The 16,335-nt window shown below is 65.5% G+C and carries 16 protein-coding genes; 4 read left to right on the top strand and 12 right to left on the bottom strand.

The genetic code is table 11. From position 1 onward, the window contains the following. Positions 1–62: 62 nt before the first annotated feature. Genes AC5ZFO_RS14250 through mdcA form a run of 7 tightly spaced genes read right to left on the bottom strand, consistent with a single transcriptional unit; the run spans position 63 to position 6,095 of the window. A complete protein-coding gene (locus tag AC5ZFO_RS14250) occupies positions 63–983 on the bottom strand; it encodes an acyltransferase domain-containing protein (RefSeq protein WP_496122171.1) in 921 nt (306 codons plus the stop codon). Beyond that, complete coding sequence (mdcB, locus tag AC5ZFO_RS14245) at positions 983–1,846, bottom strand: triphosphoribosyl-dephospho-CoA synthase MdcB (RefSeq protein WP_282523954.1); 864 nt, start codon at positions 1,844–1,846, stop codon at positions 983–985. Before mdcB ends, AC5ZFO_RS14250 begins: the two co-directional genes overlap by 1 nt. Continuing rightward, positions 1,843–2,490, bottom strand: coding sequence for a malonate decarboxylase holo-[acyl-carrier-protein] synthase (gene mdcG, locus AC5ZFO_RS14240; protein ID WP_282523953.1), 648 nt, complete (start codon positions 2,488–2,490; stop codon positions 1,843–1,845). Before mdcG ends, mdcB begins: the two co-directional genes overlap by 4 nt. Beyond that, positions 2,483–3,223 (bottom strand): biotin-independent malonate decarboxylase subunit gamma, encoded by a 741-nt coding sequence (gene mdcE / locus AC5ZFO_RS14235; RefSeq protein ID WP_282523952.1) that lies wholly within the window; start codon positions 3,221–3,223, stop codon positions 2,483–2,485. Before mdcE ends, mdcG begins: the two co-directional genes overlap by 8 nt. Beyond that, on the bottom strand, positions 3,210–4,124 hold the full coding sequence (locus AC5ZFO_RS14230) for a biotin-independent malonate decarboxylase subunit beta (RefSeq protein ID WP_282523951.1): 915 nt from the start codon (positions 4,122–4,124) through the stop codon (positions 3,210–3,212). Before AC5ZFO_RS14230 ends, mdcE begins: the two co-directional genes overlap by 14 nt. Then, entirely contained in the window at positions 4,121–4,438 is a 318-nt protein-coding gene (mdcC, locus tag AC5ZFO_RS14225; protein ID WP_282523950.1) for a malonate decarboxylase acyl carrier protein, read from the bottom strand. The genes AC5ZFO_RS14230 and mdcC overlap by 4 nt, the downstream gene beginning before the upstream one ends. A 10-nt stretch (positions 4,439–4,448) precedes the next feature. Further along, entirely contained in the window at positions 4,449–6,095 is a 1,647-nt protein-coding gene (mdcA, locus tag AC5ZFO_RS14220) for a malonate decarboxylase subunit alpha (RefSeq protein ID WP_282523949.1), read from the bottom strand. 193 nt (positions 6,096–6,288) lie between these two features. Between mdcA and madL the strand changes: the two genes are divergently transcribed. The 4 genes from madL (at position 6,289) to AC5ZFO_RS14200 (ending at position 9,788) form a co-directional block, all read left to right on the top strand. Then, on the top strand, positions 6,289–6,729 hold the full coding sequence (madL, locus tag AC5ZFO_RS14215) for a malonate transporter subunit MadL (protein WP_282523948.1): 441 nt from the start codon (positions 6,289–6,291) through the stop codon (positions 6,727–6,729). After that, the gene (madM, locus tag AC5ZFO_RS14210; protein WP_282523947.1) at positions 6,726–7,490 is read left to right on the top strand and encodes a malonate transporter subunit MadM; all 765 of its coding nucleotides are present in this window, start codon (positions 6,726–6,728) and stop codon (positions 7,488–7,490) included. Before madL ends, madM begins: the two co-directional genes overlap by 4 nt. Then, positions 7,491–8,177, top strand: coding sequence for a GntR family transcriptional regulator (locus tag AC5ZFO_RS14205; RefSeq protein WP_282523946.1), 687 nt, complete (start codon positions 7,491–7,493; stop codon positions 8,175–8,177). A 462-nt stretch (positions 8,178–8,639) separates the two neighbouring features. Next, positions 8,640–9,788, top strand: coding sequence for an ABC transporter substrate-binding protein (locus AC5ZFO_RS14200; protein WP_282523945.1), 1,149 nt, complete (start codon positions 8,640–8,642; stop codon positions 9,786–9,788). 45 nt (positions 9,789–9,833) lie between these two features. On the opposite strand, the gene AC5ZFO_RS14195 is transcribed toward AC5ZFO_RS14200, so the two are convergent. Genes AC5ZFO_RS14195 through AC5ZFO_RS14175 form a run of 5 tightly spaced genes read right to left on the bottom strand, consistent with a single transcriptional unit; the run spans position 9,834 to position 16,332 of the window. After that, on the bottom strand, positions 9,834–11,063 hold the full coding sequence (locus tag AC5ZFO_RS14195; RefSeq protein ID WP_282523944.1) for a Gfo/Idh/MocA family protein: 1,230 nt from the start codon (positions 11,061–11,063) through the stop codon (positions 9,834–9,836). A 33-nt stretch (positions 11,064–11,096) separates the two neighbouring features. Further along, positions 11,097–12,722: a dipeptide ABC transporter ATP-binding protein gene (locus AC5ZFO_RS14190; protein WP_282523943.1), complete on the bottom strand. Its 1,626-nt coding sequence runs from the start codon at positions 12,720–12,722 to the stop codon at positions 11,097–11,099. A 36-nt stretch (positions 12,723–12,758) separates the two neighbouring features. Next, complete coding sequence (gene ggt, locus AC5ZFO_RS14185) at positions 12,759–14,354, bottom strand: gamma-glutamyltransferase (protein ID WP_282523942.1); 1,596 nt, start codon at positions 14,352–14,354, stop codon at positions 12,759–12,761. Continuing rightward, positions 14,351–15,127, bottom strand: coding sequence for a glucosamine-6-phosphate deaminase (gene nagB / locus AC5ZFO_RS14180; protein ID WP_282523941.1), 777 nt, complete (start codon positions 15,125–15,127; stop codon positions 14,351–14,353). Before nagB ends, ggt begins: the two co-directional genes overlap by 4 nt. Then, positions 15,124–16,332, bottom strand: a complete 1,209-nt coding sequence (locus AC5ZFO_RS14175; RefSeq protein WP_282523940.1) for an ROK family transcriptional regulator — start codon at positions 16,330–16,332, stop codon at positions 15,124–15,126. Before AC5ZFO_RS14175 ends, nagB begins: the two co-directional genes overlap by 4 nt. Positions 16,333–16,335: the final 3 nt, after the last annotated feature.

Genomic DNA, 16,335 nt, shown 5'->3' with positions numbered 1-16,335 from the left:
AGGGCGAGTTCTCTCGAGAAATTTCATGCGTTCGCTCAATCGCGAGCCGCCGGGCGCCCTGCCTATTCGGAAGAAACCCAATTTCGCAGACCATCGATCGTGCGAAATCCGTCGGCGGCGTAGCAGCGGATCGATGGATGGAAGCCCTGCATCATCTCCGCAAGCGCGTGTCCTGGGCCGAGATCCAGGACTTGATCGACCCCGAGCTCTACGAGAGCCTCCAGCGTCGCCGCCCAGTCGATCGGGCGCGCGATCTGGCATGCGAGCTTTGCTGTCGCATCGGTCACGGAGAAGATGCGCTCGCCGCCATCCCCGGCGAGGAGGGTCCTTTGGTCTGCGACAGGAGCGCGTCTGCTGGTCGCAAGCGCCTGCCGCAAGGGCGTGCAGGCCGGTTCGAGACGCGCCGTATGCGAGGCGATTTTGACGGCGAGGAGACCGGCGCGGGCGGCGCCTTGTGTCGTCGCCTCCTGACAGAGGTCGATGACATCGCGCTCCGCGCCTCCAACCACGACAAGAAGGCCGGGATTCCGGATTGCGATCTCGCAGCGGTGCTTCTCGAGCAGGTGTTCGAGCGCGGTTCGTTCGAGCCCGCGGACATAGCCGAGCCGCCCATCCGGCCCCGCCACGCCGTCCATCAACCGGGCGCGAATATCGGTCAGTCGCAACGCTTCGGCGGCGGTCCATATTCCCGCAACGCTCCAGGCCGCCATCTCGCCGACGCTGTAGCCCGTGACAGCGGTATCCTCAGTCAGCAAGTCCGCGATGCAGGCGTGGATCGCGAGCGCCGATGTGACGGTCAGGATCTGGCTGGCATGGTTGGCGGACAGCTCGTCCGCGCTGCGCGTCCTGATGAGCTTCCGCGGATCTTCGCCGAGACAAGCAGTCGCGGCGGCGAAGATCGATTCCGCAGCAGGCCGTTCGGCGACGAGATCGAATATCTTGTCCGACAGGGTGCCTTGTCCGCCGCAGAGCAGTGCAAGCATCAGGGGGCCGGCCGATCGACGAAGAGAGCGTCCACAAACAGAGCCATGGCGAGCAGATCTGCCGATCCGCCCGGACTGAGATTGCGCGCGACGAACGCCCGGTGAATGCCGTCGGCGTGTTTGCGCCAGCCTGGGCAACCGATTCCGCCCGCGGCAAGGAATGCGGATGCGCTGACCTGCGCGAAGCGCAAGCCGTCAGCTCCGCCCCTGTGCAACAAATTGGTGTCGGCAACATCTGCGATCAGCGCCATGCAGGTCTGAACCCGGACCGCCTCCTCATCCCGAGGCGCGAGCGTCCGCGCCGCGTGCAGCGCGGGAAGGGCGATGTCATAGACGGAGGGGAAGCCACAAGCCGCTTCCGCCCTGGCGCCGCCGGCGCCGTAGCGACGTGACGCCAGCGCGCCGTGGCTGCGCAGGGATATCGGGCCTGCGTGGATGGCGTCGCCCCAACGTTGCGACACCAATTCGCCGAGCGGCTTGCGAATGCCGAGAGCGCTGCGATATCCGGCCGCGGCGCAGAGCAGACCCAGTCCGAAGATCGCGCCGCGATGCGTGTTCACACCTGAGGTCGCAGCCAACATCGCGCGCTCCGCCGCAACCCCGATCGCGCGCAACCGGTCCATGCCGGCGCTCTCGGCGCCCGCGGCTGCGAGGTTGCGGAAGAACGGAGCCAGCGTGTCGGCACTCCGGCGCAGGAGCCCGGCATCCATATCGCGATGCGCGCCGTTGTCGACGTGGCTGACGAGCCCCGGCTTCGGATAGGTCTCGACTTCGAGCTTCAGGCACAGCGATGCGAGATGACCGAGTTGCTCCGCGCGGAGCGCGCGTTGCGGCGGCGCTTGCCATCTCAGCGCGACATTCATGACGCGCCACCCGCGAGAAACGCCGCACGCGTGGTGACATGAACGCCGGCCGCGCCCTTGACGAGGACCTCGTCCTCGTCAGCGCCGGTCAGCTCGCGCCATTGCACGCCGCCGGCGTGATAGACGATCTCGCCGTCGAGCCGCATCGGCGCCGTCTCTGCGATCCGCGCGATGTCGGACGGCAGGGTGTTCGCGTGCCTCGCCGACGACAGCGGCCAGAGCAGGTCGAGGTCCGATCCATCCGACAGATAGGGCAGGCCGGTGAGATGCTGCCAGGCCAGGCTGCCGAACGTGCGCGTCTGCGGCAGAAGGCGGACGAGCAGGTCGATGGTCTCGCGCCACGACGCAGGCGCGGCTGCTGCCGCATCCGCCAGCAATGGCGGCGGCGCGTGTGCGATGAGATCGCCGGGGGCGAGCGCGACCGCGATACGCCGCTTGCCGTGGCCCGGCGGCAGCGGCAGGCCGAGCGGAATCATGCCTGCGGGATCGTTGCAGGCCGGCCTGCGAACCACGAGAGGGCGGCCGCTGCGCGCCCAGCCCTCGATGATCGGCTCGCTGGCGAGTGCGGGGTTTCGGCTCATCGCGGCGGCCCATCCGGTGGCCGAGGCCGTCACCATCGTATGGCGCTGGAGGGCTTCAGCCATGTTGCGCCCCCTGATGCGCGGCTGCCGCGAGTGTGACAACCCGATCGGCGATCTCGGCCGCCTTCCTCCTGCCGCCACGCTCGGCGCCGAGCCGCGCGCGATCGTCCTGTCCCTGCGGCCGTCGCAGCACGGCGGCAAGCTGCGGCGCCAAGGGGGCGCTTTCGTTCCAGACAACGTGAATGCCGCCGGTCTGCATCATGTTGTCGAGGCCCGGCGCGAACACCGGCGTCGCTTCCGCCTTGGCCTTCAGCACATCGATCGGAAGCTTGGTGACCCGCGCCATCGACGGCAGGTCCATCACCGCGGGATGCGCGCCGGGCAGCGCCACCAGCGTAGCCGTGGCGAGCGCGGTGGCGATGAACGCGCCGGCCGCGCTGCCGCCGTAGAGCAGGCCGACGGTGCGGTGTCCCTCGGCTTCCGCCAGCAGCAGAGACTTGGCGAGATGCGACAGGTATTCGCTGAGTCCCAGCAGCTCGTCGCGCTTGCTCATGCGCTGGCTGGCGGAATCCACCAGGACCAGGATCGGCGCGCGATCGCCGGATTTGACGATCTCGATCACGCGCCCTGCGAGCACGATCGCCTCGTCCACGCCGAGCGGCTGACCCTGCGTGACGCCCAGCACGTGGACGGGGCCTCCATCGGGAAGGATCGCCTGTCCCGCGATCATCGCGCCGGTGGTTGCGATCTTGCTGCCGTTCGGAAAGAGACTGGCCAGAGTGTCATCGAGCGTCATCGGCGTTCTCCCTGTTGCTTGCCGCGCGAAGAAATGCGGCTGTGGGAAGTGCGGGGATCCCGGTCGGCTGGTCGATGCCGAGTGCTTGCCAGATTTCGACGGCGTCCGCGGCCTCGCCGAAACGCTGCAGCCGCCGCTCAAGGCGTTTCTGCTCCGCTTCCAGGACCGCAACATCGCAACCCCGCATGGTCTTGAGCGCGTCGATTGCCGCCTGACGAAACGCCAGCGCCTCGTCGTCGACGAACGCATCAGCGCCGCCGATCAGGTAGCGATGCTTGCCGCCCATGGTGCGCCACACCAGCGCGCGGTCGCGCGAGTCGAATTCCTCGATGCCCTTGTTGGTTTCGATGACCTCGGGGCCGCTGACGCTGATCCGCCCCTGTTCGGATACGATCAGGCGCGAACAGGTGCCGGCGATCAGGCTGCCGCCGCCATAGCAGCCGGCGCGGCCGCCGATCAGGCCGAGGACGTGGATGCCGGCGCGCCGTGCCTCGATCACCGCGCGCATGATCTCGGCGATGGCGAGCTCGCCGGCATTGGCTTCCTGAAGCCGCACGCCGCCGGTGTCGAACAGGATCAGTACGTCCTGATGAAGCGCACGCGCGGCGCGCAAGAGGCCCGTGAGCTTGGCGCCATGGACCTCGCCGAAGGCACCGCCCATGAAGCGTCCCTCCTGTGCCGCGACGAGCACCGGCACGCCGTCCAGGCGGCCGCGCCCGACGACGATGCCGTCGTCGAACTGCTCCGGCAGGTCGAAGATCGCCAGATGCGGGCTCATCTCGCGCAGCTCGGGGCCGATGAGTTCGGCAAAGCTGCCGGCATCGACGAACGCGTCGATGCGCTGGCGGGCGCTGGCCTCGTACCAGCTCAGCGAAACATTGTCGGCTTTGGCCGTTGTCATCGTTCCGGCTCCTCGATCTTGCGGACGCCTTGCGCAAGGCGCAGCGCCACTGTGTCGGGCCTGGCTCCGCCGTCATTGATGGAAATGCGTAAGCCCCCGGCAGAGCGGCGGGCGACGAAGTCGCGGACCACGGCGTCCCACACCGCACCGAAGCCATGGGCCGCGGTTGCGATGTCGATCGTGCACATGTCGGCCGGCGAGGCCCGTTCCAGCAGGACCTCGAGATTGCCGGAGGCGACGACGCCGACGATCGCCTGGGTGCGGGTGCCGCCGGCGCATCGCGGGGCAGTCAGTCTGAAGCTGAGCTTTTCCATGCAAAACTCCTCACCAGTTGCGGAAGCGGCTGGGCGGGCGGTAGAGACCGCCGGAGGCCAGCATGAGGTCCTTGATCGAGCGGGCCGCCAGCAGGCTCCGGTCGGCGTCGAGCGGATCGATGTCGAGATCCTCGGGGCGCTGGATCACACCGCGCTGCCTGAGCTGTTCGACCAGCTTCGCATCACGCGCGCGTCCGATGTCGGTGTAGCCGGCAACGCCGCGGATCGCCTGCTCGCGCTCGTCCTTGCTCCGGCACATCAAGAGGTTGGCGATGCCTTCCTCGGTGACGATGTGGGTGACGTCGTCCGAGTAGACCATGACCGGCGCGAGATCGAGCTTGAGCTCGCGTGCCAGATCGAGCGCATCGAGCCGCTCGACGAACAGCGGCGCTTTGCGCTCGCCGAAGGTCTCGCCGATCTGCACCACCAGCTTGCGGCCGCGGCGCAGCGCCGCATTGGAGTCGGGATCGGCTTCGGCGCCGGCCTTGAGCCAGGGTTCGCTCGGGTGGCGGCGGCCGCGCGGATCGGAGCCCATATTGGGCGCGCCGCCGAAGCCGGCGATGCGGCTGGTCGTCACCGTCGAGCTGTGGCCATCGAGATCGATCTGCAGCGTCGAACCGATGAACATGTCGCAGGCATAGAGGCCCGCTGTCTGGCAGAAGGCGCGGTTCGATCGCAACGATCCGTCGGGCCCGGTGAAGAAGACATCGGAACGCGCCGCGACGTAATCCTCCATGCCGACTTCCGAGCCGAAACAGTGGATCTGGTCGACCCAGCCGGATTCGATCGCCGGAATGATCGTGGGATGCGGGTTGAGCGCGAAATGGGTGCAGATCTTGCCCTTGAGGCCGAGCCTCTCGCCATAAGTCGGCAGCAGCAGCTCGATCGCGGCGGTGTTGAAGCCGATGCCATGGTTGAGGCGGCGCACGCCGTAGGGCGCGTAGATGCCCTTGATCGCGAGCATTGCCGTCAGGATCTGGGTTTCGGTGATCGCGGCCGGGTCGCGGGTGAAGAGCGGTTCGACATAGAAGGGACGGCCGGCCTCGACCACGAAATGCACGAGGTCGCCGGGAATATCGACGCGCGGCACCTTGTCGACGATTTCGGTGACCTGCGCCACGACGAGACCGTTCTTGTAGCTCGTCGCCTCGACCACCGTCGGCGTGTCTTCGGTGTTCGGCCCCGTATAGAGATTGCCGTCCTTGTCGGCGCTCACCGCCGCGATGAGTGCGACGTTCGGCGTGAGATCGATGAAATACCGGGCGAACAGCTCGAGATAGGTATGGACCGCGCCGAGCTCGATCTTGCGGCCGAACAGCATGCGCGCGATGCGGGCTGATTGCGGGCCCGAATAGGAGAAGTCGAGCCGCCGCGCGATTCCCTTGTCGAAGATGTCGAGGTGGGAGGGCAGGACCACCCCCGACTGCACCATGTGCAGGTCATGGACATCCCGGGGGTCGAGGTTCGCGAGCGCCGAGGCGAGGATGTCGGCCTGCTTCTGATTATCGCCCTCCAGGCAGACCCGGTCCCCTGACCGGATCACCGCCTTCAGGAATGCAGGCAGGTTCGCGATGGGCACCATCTTGCCCTTCGCGTGCTGGTCGCCGGCCGCCAGGCGCTCCGCCAGGGCGGCCTTTTGCATACCCCAATCGCTCATTTCGGCTCCTTGGCATGCGGGGTTGGCTTTCGATTGCCTCAATGTATGCGTATTGCCTTCTAATGTCAATTAGTGTATACACAAATCCATAAGCGATGGATGTTCGCATACACAGGAGGGAATTTACGATGCGAATGCATGCAGATAGTCCAAGTCCTGGGGATCGTGCGCTGCTCGCCGAGGGGAGGCGCCCGTGACCATTTCCGGCGTAGCGCTGCTCGCGATCTGCACCCTCTTAGGGGGCCTGCTGGGGGACCTGCTCGGCGTCGCCCTCGGCGTGAAGGCCAATGTCGGCGGCGTCGGCATCGCCATGATGTTCTTGATCGCGGCCCGGCTCTGGCTAATGCGGCACGGCATACTCAGCCACGGGCTCAAGACCGGCGTCGAGTTCTGGGGCAGCTTCTACATTCCGATCGTGGTCGCCATGGCCGCGCAGCAGAACGTGGTCGCCGCGGCAAAAGGCGGTCCGGTCGTCGTCATTGCGGGGATCGGCGCGGTCGCGGTGTGTTTCGCGATGGTGGCCCTGATCGGGCGGTTCAGCGGTCGCGTCGAGACCATGGACGAGATCGAGGCGCGAGAGGCCGAGGCACTCGCTGCACCTGTGCCCCACTTCAAGTCCGGGAGGATCGGATGACCATGATGTCTCACATTCTCGCCGCCAATGCACTGATCACCGCGTTCGCGGCCGTCGGAATCCTGATGTGGATATCCGGGGCGATCTCGAAACATCTCACCTTCGGGCGCATTCACGCCTCGGCGATCGCGATCATGCTGGGCCTTGCGCTGGCCTTTTGGGGAGGCATCTCCACCGGCGGCGAGAAGGGCGTGGCCGACCTGCCGGCCCTGGCCGGGATCGGCTTGATGGGCGGAGCGATGCTGCGCGATTTCGCCATCGTCGCCACCGCCTTCGAGGTCGATGTCGTCCATGCGCGCAAGGCCGGGGTGATCGGTGCAATCGCACTCGGACTGGGAACGGTGGTGCCGTTCATTCTCGGCGTGTTCGTCGCCGCGGCGTTTGGCTACACTGACGCGGAATCGCTGACGACGATCGGTGCCGGTGCGGTCACCTACATCGTGGGCCCGGTCACGGGCGCGGCGATCGGCGCATCCTCACCGGTTATTGCGCTCTCGATCGCGACCGGTGTATTCAAGGCAGTCATCGTCATGATCGGCACGCCCTTTGTGGCGAAGATGATCGGCCTGAACAATCCGCGTAGCGCGATGGTGTTTGGCGGCTTGATGGGAACGGTCAGCGGCGTGTCTGGAGGGTTGGCGGCGACTGACCGGCGTCTGGTGCCCTACGGTGCGCTGACGGCGACATTCCACACCGGGCTCGGATGCTTGGTCGCGCCCTCGATCCTTTACTTCGCGGTGCGCGCGATCACGGGAGGCTGAATGGCAGAAGTATTGAAGGTCGCAGTCGACGCTGAGGACGATGGCGGGCTGCTCTCCGATCGTATCCGGAACGCGCTCACGGACGAGATTGCCTCAGGTGCGCTCGTCGCCGGTTCGGCCCTGGAAGAGCAGCAGCTTGCCGATCGTTTTGGAGCTTCCCGCACGCCGGTGCGGGAGGCGCTTCGCCAGCTCGTGGTCAGCGGCCTCGTCGAGGTGCGCGGCCGCCGCGGCCTCGTCGTTGCGCGGATGACGCCGGAGCGCATCATGGACATGTTCGAGACCAGCGCCGAGGTGGAAGCCATGTGCGTCAGGCTCGCGACCTACCGCATGACCCCGCTCGAGCGCAGCCATCTGATCGAGCTTCATGACGCCTCGCTGCAGATGGTCGAGGCGAACGATGTCGATGCCTATGACGCGTTCAACCGCGAATTCCACGAATGCATCTATCGGGCAACGCACAACTCGTTTCTCGCCGAGCAGGCGCAGGACGTGCGTTCGCGGCTCAGCGCCTTCCGCCGTACCCAATTGCGACAGGGCGATCGCATTCGCAAGTCCCGCGACGAGCATGACGCCATCATGCAGGCGATCGCGGAAGGTGACGGAGAGACCGCCGCGCGCCGAATGCGTGCGCACATGCTGAACGCCGCGTCCGCGCTCAGGCGCTACATCGATGATCGCCTCGGCTGAGTAGCCCGATCGCACGATCGGGCCGATAGCTTGACCGCATCCGGCGGCCGCAGGCATGGACTATTGGTAAGGTCGCGTGCCCATTCTGCCTGATCGAGGCGCGCCGGGCAGAGGCGTAGGCATCTTGCCTGCGTTCGTCCGCGCACCGAATAGCGCGATAGTCCGGCCTCACCAGCCAGTCGATCGGGGCGTCGAACGCGACGCAAGACAGCTCGATCATGGCGCGCACGACGTGAACTGCCGATTGGGTGGCTTAGGCCGGCGCCTGGCTTGAGGCGCTGGTCCTTGTCCCTAGGCATAGGGACAGACACGGCCCTGCGATCCGCTTAGGGTCGCTCGCCTGGTTGCTCGTAGCCGCGGGGCAGGGCTTGAATATCGGACGATCTCCTCCGGGTCCTTGATGCTGCCCCGCGGGGTCCGATGCAGCCGGCCGAAACACTGGGGCGGACAGGGAGGAGCTGCATGACGATCGGTTTCACGCGAGTTTGTCTTGTTGTGGCCTGCGTACTTTATGGATACGCGGCGCACGCGGAAATTAAGGTCGGAATTGTGATTTCGGCCACCGGCCCGGGATCTGCCTTGGGGCAACCCCAGCTCAAGACTGTCGCAGCTCTGCCAAAGGAGATCGGCGGAGAGAAGGTGACCTACATCACCCTGGACGACGAGTCTGACTCGACCAAAGGAATCCAGAACGCGCGCCGGCTCGTGATCCAGGACAAGGTCGATGTGCTGGTCGGGTCTTCCCTGACGCCGGTGACCATGCCGATGCTCGACGTCGCGCTGGAGTCGAAGACGCCGCTGCTATCGCTTGCGGCCGCCACCGCCATCGTTCAGCCGCTGGACGACAAACGGGCCTGGGCCTTCAAGGTCGTCCCCAACGATGACCTGATGGCGAGCGCCATTCTCAAATACATCGCGAAATCCGGCGCGAAGACGCTTGGCTTTATCGGTGTTTCGGATGGGTATGGCGAAGGTTACTATAAAGAGGTGAGTCGCCTGGCACCGACCTTGGGCCTGACGGTGACGACGCATGAAGTCTACGCGCGTGCGGACACCAGCGTCACCGGCCAGGCGTTGAAGGTGATGTCGACGAATCCTGACGCGGTCTTCATTGCTTCTGCAGGTACCCCGGCGGTCCTGCCGCAACAGGCGCTCCGTGAGCGCGGATACACCGGAAAGATCTTTCAGACACATGGCGTGGCCAGCGAGGAGTTCATCAAGCTCGGAGGCGCGACCGTCGAAGGCGCTATTTTCGCCGGCGAGGCCTTTACCGTTGCGGCCGATCTTCCGGCCGGAGACCCGTTCCGTCACGCGACGGAGCAGTTCGTGACCGCCTATGAGGCGGTGAACGGTCAGAAGCCCAATATGTTCGCGGCTCACCTCTGGGATGTCGTCGCGCTGATCGGGAAAGCTGCTCCGAACGCGCTGAAGACGACGAAGCCGGGCACGCCCGAGTTTCGTGCAGCTCTGCGGGACGAACTCGAGCGCGGGGAGAACATCTATCTCAACAATGGGCTGTCGAACATGAGCAAGACCGACCACAACGGCTATGATGAACGCTCAGCCTTTTTGATCAAGGTCGAGGGCGGGAAGTTCCGTTTGGCGAAATAGCAGCGCGCCATCCTCGGGAAGACGCGATGGGCGCGTCCCGCGCCGTCAGCGCGCCACGAGAGGGACATAGTGTTCGAGTTCGGGGTCCGGGAAATGGATGGTCCGGCCAAGCTCTGCGGAGCGATAGAGCCCCATAAGCATTTCCATGACGCCGACCCCGTCATCGAAGGTTTCTGCCGGACTCATGCCTCGCCTGAATGCCTCCACCATATGGCGGTTCTCGTCGGTGTAGCCGTAGATGCCGGCTTCATCCTCGACAACCGGCATCAGACCCTGCTCGGAATTCTGCTTCTCGACGAGATCCTCGCCCTCTGATCCGCTGATTGCGCGGGAGAGGAAGACCTTGAGGCCGGTTGAGAGCGAGGAGAACTCCATCGAATATTCGGGACCAAGCAATTCAAGCTGGATGCGCAAGCCCGCGCCGACATACGCCCATGAGGTCGTCGCCTCGATCATCAATTGATGCCCATCAGCATCTTCCATCGCAAGTATCCCGCGCGCGAAATCTTCGACCGGACGTTTGGTGAAATCGACTCCCATTCGCCTCTTGAGGTCGGCAGCGTAGTGGGGGCGCGTCCATTTGAGATTGGCCGTCGTGGCGCTGGCGCTGAGCAGCCGCAAGGAATCGCGCTTTGCGCCTGGCGCGGTGAGCATGAAGCGTGCGACCTCGACTGAATGGCACATCATGTCGGAGAGCACGCCCCCTCCCTGTTTGTCGCCTTGCCAGAACCACGGCTCGTGCGGTCCTGAATGTTCCTCGGCGGCACGCGCGAGATAGGGGCGTCCACTTCCGGGTACGGCTCGCCGCCAGATGATGTCCTTGCCGCGCATCACCGCGGTCGAGAAAAGCTGGTTCTCCAGATAACCGTGAAGCAGGCCTGCATCTTCGACGAGCCTGCGCATTTCCCGTGCTTCGGCAAGCGTGCGGGCGAGCGGCTTTTCGCAAGCGATGGCGCGCAAGGGAGCCCCGGCCTTGGTCACGCGGTGGATCTCGCGCATGATGTCGAGACGGCTGTCGTTCGGCGTCAGCAGCCAAAGCGCATCGACCTCGCCGGACATTGCCATCGCTTCGATGCTGTCAAACACATGCGCCGGCCCAAGGCCAAGACTGCGCGCCTTGTCGGCGATCCGCGTCCGCCGCTCGGCAGAACGGCTGTAGACGCCGCCGACGCTGACGTTGCGCACGCCGAGCATGGACTGCAGATGGAACGCGGCAATGAAGCCGCTGCCGACAAGGCCGATGCGCAGCAGTGGAAGTTCCGTGAGCTTCTGCATGTCAGAGACCTCCTTCGATGAAAATGCGGTGGTTCAGACCGAATTGGGCATTCTGCGTTGCCTGCCCGGGATCGCCGCCAGCAGTGCCTGCGTGTAGGGATGCTCCGGCCGTGTCAGCAGATCTGCCGTCGGCCTGATCTCGACGATTTCTCCGAGGCGCATCACGGCGATCCGATCGCAGACCTGGGCCGCGACGTTGAGATCGTGGGTGATGAACAGCACCGCCAGCCGCAGCCGCGCCTTCAATGTCTCGAGCAAGGTGAGCACCTGCGCCTGGACAGAGACGTCGAGCGCCGACACCGGTTCGTCGGCCACCAGCACCTCCGGGTCGAGCGCCAGCGCGCGCGCAATTCCGATCCGCTGGCGTTGCCCTCCGGAGAATTCATGCGGAAAGCGTCGCGCGGCGCTCGGGTCGAGACCCACGAGCGCCAGCAGTTCCTCGGCACGCGCGAAGGCCTGCGCCGGCGGGACGCCGTGCGCGATCGGCCCGTCGGCGATGATTCGCCCGACGCGGCGACGTGGATTGAGCGAGGCGAAGGGATCCTGGAACACCATTTGGACGTGCTTGCGGGCGGCCCGCAGGCGGGCACCGCGAGCCTCGGAGAAATCCAGTTCGCCGATGCGGACCACGCCCGCATCGGCGTCGGTAAGGCGCATCACCAGCCGACCGATCGTGCTCTTGCCCGAGCCGGACTCTCCAACGAGGCCGAGCGTCTCGCCGCGCCGGATTTCGAAGGTCACATTCTTTACGGCTGCGACCTCGGTCCGCGAGCTGAACCAGTCGCTGCCACGATAGATCTTCGCAAGTCCGGTCGCAGCGCAGGCGATCGGTTCATCCGCGACCCGGACCCGGACCGGCGGAGTCCCGCCGGGCACCGCGGCGAGAAGCCGGCGCGTATAGGGATGCTGCGGGCGCTCGAGCACGTCCTCCACGGACCCCTGTTCGACGACGCGACCCTTCTCCATGACCGCGACGCGGTCCGCGATGTCGGCCACGACGCCGAAATCATGGGTGATGAACAGCACCGCCATGCCGCGCCGCTGCTGAATGTCCCGGATCAACCGTAGGATCTGTGCCTGTGTCGTGACGTCGAGTGCCGTGGTTGGTTCGTCCGCGACCAGGATCGATGGTTCGAGCGCAAGGGCCATCGCGATCATTGCACGCTGACGCTGGCCACCCGACAACTGATGCGGGTAGCTGCGGATGATCCGCTCGATATCGCGCATGCCGACCTCTTCGAGGAGGGCGCGCAAGTGGGCCTGCCGCTCAGTTGGCGTGAATTGTCCGTGCGCCTCGAACGCTTCCATGATCTGGTCGCCGATCCTGATCACAGGATTGAGCGCTGTCATCGGTTCCTGGAAGATCATCGCGATGCGTCGCCCGCGCAACGTCCGCCATTCTGCCGCGGGCAGGTTCAGCAAATCGCGTCCCTCAAAGTGTATGGCCCCTGCAACCGGGCGAATGGCCCTGGGCAGCAGGCCCATTACAGCAGAGGCGCAGACCGATTTACCGGAGCCGGATTCACCGACGACGCAGAGGATTTGTCGCGGATGCAGAGCCAGCGAAACGTCCTCGACGGCAGAGGCGCGATCCCCGCCGGCGGGCAGCGCCAGCGTCAGCCGCTCGATCGACAGGATCGCCTCCGTTGTCTCGCTCATGCTGTCCGATCCGACATCACGTCTTTCTCATCCTGGTCACGCCGCCAGTGCAATGCCGTCCTTGCGATGGTCCGACGCGCCGAGCATGACGCCCCTGGAAGGATCGACGTGCACGGCCTGACAACCTCCGAGCGGTTCGTCCGCCCGGATCACGCGATGACCGCGCGCAATCAGTTCGTCAGCGACGGAGCCGGGAATCGTGGGTTCGAGGCTCAGCGTGCCATCAAACGCAAAGCTGCGCGGCGCATCCGAGGACTGCTGAATGTCGAGCCGACGATCGAGCACGCCGCTCAGGATCTGCACATGTCCCGCCGCCTGGTATTGTCCACCCATCACGCCAAAGGCCATGATCGGCTTGCCGTGCTTCGCCAGCAGACCCGGAATGATGGTGTGAAAGGGACGCTTTCGCGGCGCGATGGCATTGGGATGTCCTTCGAGGAGGGAGAATCCCGAACCTCGGTTCTGCAATAGCACCCCCGCGCGCGGGGCGTAGATGCCGCTGCCGAATGCAAAGAAAAGCGAATTGATGAAAGATACCATGTTGCCGTCGCGGTCGGCGACTGCAACGTAGGCCGTGTCACGATGAACAGGCATGTCAAAATCCGCCGATGCGCTGGCACGATTCCGGTCGATGGAGGAGCGCAACGCCGCGACTGACGCCTCCGAGAGGAGCGCGTCGACATCGAGCGGACGGAATTCCGGATCGGCGACCAGCGCGTCGCGCTGCCGGTAGGCCGCCTTGGTTGCCTCGGCAAGGAGGTGAATGCGATCCGCCTCACTGAGCGCCGGATTGGCCATGTCGAAGCCGGCAAGGATGCGGGCGATCAGCAGCGCCGCGACGCCCTGTCCATTAGGCGGACATTGCAGGATTTGATGATCGCGGTAGTCGGCGCTGATCGGCTCAACGTACTCCGATCGGGCACTTGCGAGATCTTCAAGCTGCATCATTCCGCCCAGCGCCTTCAATGTCGCGACGATTTCTTCGGCGACGGCACCTTCGTAAAACGCGGCGCGTCCCTCGCGCGCAATCCGGCGCAGCGTCGCGCCGAGTGCGGGATGATTGAGCTTGCTGCCGACGGCGGGCGCAGCGCCGCCGGGCAGATAGACCGGCACGCCAGTCTGATGTCGTTCGATGCGATTGGCGTAACGTGCCCAATCCAGCGCGGCGCGGGGCGTCACCACAAAGCCGGTCTCGGCCGCGCGGATCGCTGGCGCCAGAACCTCATCCAGGCTTTTTGAACCATAGTCGCCAGAGAGGCGGCACCAGGCATCGACTGCGCCCGGAACTGTGACTGCATGGGGTGAATCGTCCGGGATCGACGCCAGCCCGTGTTGCCGAAACCAGCCGAGCTCGGCCTTCGCCGGCGCTCGGCCCGAGCCGTTGACGGCGACGGGTTTGCCGGAGGCGGGAGCATAGATCGCAAAACAGTCGCCGCCGATTCCGGTCATAAGCGGATCAATGACACCCTGGAGGGCGATCGCGGCAATGGCGGCATCGACTGCATTGCCGCCACTGCGCAGGATCTCGACCGCAGCGAGCGTGACAGCGGGATGAGAGGTCGCGGCCATGCCCCGGTCGCCAACCGCCAGTGAGCGCCCCGGCACCATGAAATCGCGCTGTCCCCAGCTCATGCCCTTCTCCGATTGTTGTTCTGGGGCCGCGTGGCCAGGGCTGCTGCAGCCGGTTCATCGCAAAGGATATCGACGTTGCCGTGCAGGCGGAGCGCCGAGGCAGGACAAGCTGCTGCGATCGGACCCTCGATCGCGGCTGCGACCGCGGCGGCTTTCTCCGGCCCCCTGGCGATCAGGAGGATGCTCCGAGCCTCCAGGATTGTCGCTATGCCCATTGTGATCGCACGTTCGGGAACCGACGCCGGATCGGGAAAATTGATGGCATTCGCGATGCGGGTGGCTTCGTCGAGTCTGACCTCGCGGGTACGTGAGGCGAAATCCGAACCTGGCTCATTGAAGCCGATATGGCCGTTGGCGCCGATGCCGAGGAGCAGCAGGTCGATGCCCCCGGCAGCCGCAATCTGCGCCTCATAACGCGCGGCCTCGGCGGCGACGTCGTCGGCCGTGCCATCGGGGATCTTTGCCCGACCGGCTTCCATATCCACATGCCCGAACAAATGCTGCTGCATATAGGCATGGAAGCTTCCGGGCGATTGGGGTGCGACGCCCACATATTCATCGAGGTTGAAACTCGACACGGTCCGGAATGAGATGAGGCCGGCGCGGGTCGCGGCGACAAGGCGGGCATAGAGCGGCGCCATGGTCGCTCCGGTCGCAAGACCGAGGGTCATCGGCCGTCGATCGTGCAGCCGCGCGATGACAAGCGCGGCCGCGCGTTCCGCGACGGCGGCGGCATTGCCGAAAACTTCGATTCTCGGCGCCTGCTCCTTCATGCGGCGACATCTTCTGCCGTGAAAGGAAGAGCCAGCGGGCCCGCATCCTTGCCGATGCCGAACAACGAGCGATGCACGAGGTCGATCGCGCTGCCGATCGCGCCGATCAGCGTAGCGCGATTGCCGAGCGCGCTGAGCTCGATACGAACAGGCTCGCGCATGCAGCGTGCCAGATGTTCATCGATCCGGACCTTCAACTCGGGCCGCGCGCCGATGCTGCCACCCATGATGATGATTTCCGAATCGAGGATGCTGTGCACCGCCAGGATCGCGGTCGTGAGGATCCGGCCGACTTCGTCGATCGTCACTCGTGCCGCCTCCTCGACCACGAGCCGATCGAAGACATCGCGCACGGTACTGCCGGGCGCGCCGCCGAGCCCGATATAGCGTTCGACAATGCCGGCACTGCCGATCGCGGTTTCCAGGGTGCCGAACCGAAGGCCGCGCGCATCGTAGGGATCGCCCCCAAGCGGCAGGTAGGCTATCTCGCCGGCCGCCCCGCGTGCACCGCGCACGAGATAACCGTCCGAAAAGATGCCCATGCCGATGCCGGTGCCGACTGCGATGAAGGCGAAACTGCGAGCCTTGCGGCTGTTGCCGCGCCAATGCTCCCCGATTGCGGCGAGATTGACGTCATTCTCGATGGCGACGTCGATCCCGAGCCGTTCGCGCAGCGCGGCCCTCACGTCCAGGCTATCCAGTCCGGGGATATTGGGTGCGATGACGATACTGCCCGACGCCGGGTCGACCATTCCCGGACTTCCCATCACGCCGCCGCGCAAACGTTGCGCCGATACGGACGCACGCTGAAGCAGGGCATCCTTCATGCGATCGATCTGTGCGACCACGGCAGCGCCGCCGTCGCAGGATGTCGGCTCGATGCTCTCGGCGACGATCTCACCGTGCAGATCGGCAAGTGCGACATGCAGTTTCGTACCGCCAAGGTCGATACCCAGCACGAAGGCGGCGTCCGGCCGGAGCGCATAGGTGACGGCGCTTCTCCCCACGCTGCCCTGGATTTGACCGTCCTCATGGACCCAGCCGTCGCGCTCGAGATCACGCATCACTTCGGAGATGGTCTGCTTGGACAGGCCTGTGCTGCGGGCGATTTCGGCGCGCGATACCGAGCGATCGCGCAGCAGGCGCTCAACCACAAGGCGCACGGATTGCTGTCGCGCAACGGGCGATGAGGGGGCGTCTGACATGGG

The organism is Bradyrhizobium sp. Unk1 (genome assembly GCF_059512345.1).
The sequence above is the reverse complement of the archived record's forward strand: the minus strand, read 5'-3'. Positions and strand labels throughout refer to the sequence as shown.

What these genes read in the sequence shown, in the direction of transcription:
- AC5ZFO_RS14250 (WP_496122171.1), bottom strand. Translation starts at nt 983, where the DNA reads ATGCTTGCACTGCTCTGCGGCGGACAAGGCACCCTGTCGGACAAGATA.
- mdcB (WP_282523954.1), bottom strand. Translation starts at nt 1,846, where the DNA reads ATGAATGTCGCGCTGAGATGGCAAGCGCCGCCGCAACGCGCGCTCCGC.
- mdcG (WP_282523953.1), bottom strand. Translation starts at nt 2,490, where the DNA reads ATGGCTGAAGCCCTCCAGCGCCATACGATGGTGACGGCCTCGGCCACC.
- mdcE (WP_282523952.1), bottom strand. Translation starts at nt 3,223, where the DNA reads ATGACGCTCGATGACACTCTGGCCAGTCTCTTTCCGAACGGCAGCAAG.
- AC5ZFO_RS14230 (WP_282523951.1), bottom strand. Translation starts at nt 4,124, where the DNA reads ATGACAACGGCCAAAGCCGACAATGTTTCGCTGAGCTGGTACGAGGCC.
- mdcC (WP_282523950.1), bottom strand. Translation starts at nt 4,438, where the DNA reads ATGGAAAAGCTCAGCTTCAGACTGACTGCCCCGCGATGCGCCGGCGGC.
- mdcA (WP_282523949.1), bottom strand. Translation starts at nt 6,095, where the DNA reads ATGAGCGATTGGGGTATGCAAAAGGCCGCCCTGGCGGAGCGCCTGGCG.
- madM (WP_282523947.1), top strand. Translation starts at nt 6,726, where the DNA reads ATGACCATGATGTCTCACATTCTCGCCGCCAATGCACTGATCACCGCG.
- AC5ZFO_RS14205 (WP_282523946.1), top strand. Translation starts at nt 7,491, where the DNA reads ATGGCAGAAGTATTGAAGGTCGCAGTCGACGCTGAGGACGATGGCGGG.
- AC5ZFO_RS14200 (WP_282523945.1), top strand. Translation starts at nt 8,640, where the DNA reads ATGACGATCGGTTTCACGCGAGTTTGTCTTGTTGTGGCCTGCGTACTT.
- AC5ZFO_RS14195 (WP_282523944.1), bottom strand. Translation starts at nt 11,063, where the DNA reads ATGCAGAAGCTCACGGAACTTCCACTGCTGCGCATCGGCCTTGTCGGC.
- AC5ZFO_RS14190 (WP_282523943.1), bottom strand. Translation starts at nt 12,722, where the DNA reads ATGAGCGAGACAACGGAGGCGATCCTGTCGATCGAGCGGCTGACGCTG.
- ggt (WP_282523942.1), bottom strand. Translation starts at nt 14,354, where the DNA reads ATGAGCTGGGGACAGCGCGATTTCATGGTGCCGGGGCGCTCACTGGCG.
- nagB (WP_282523941.1), bottom strand. Translation starts at nt 15,127, where the DNA reads ATGAAGGAGCAGGCGCCGAGAATCGAAGTTTTCGGCAATGCCGCCGCC.
- AC5ZFO_RS14175 (WP_282523940.1), bottom strand. Translation starts at nt 16,332, where the DNA reads ATGTCAGACGCCCCCTCATCGCCCGTTGCGCGACAGCAATCCGTGCGC.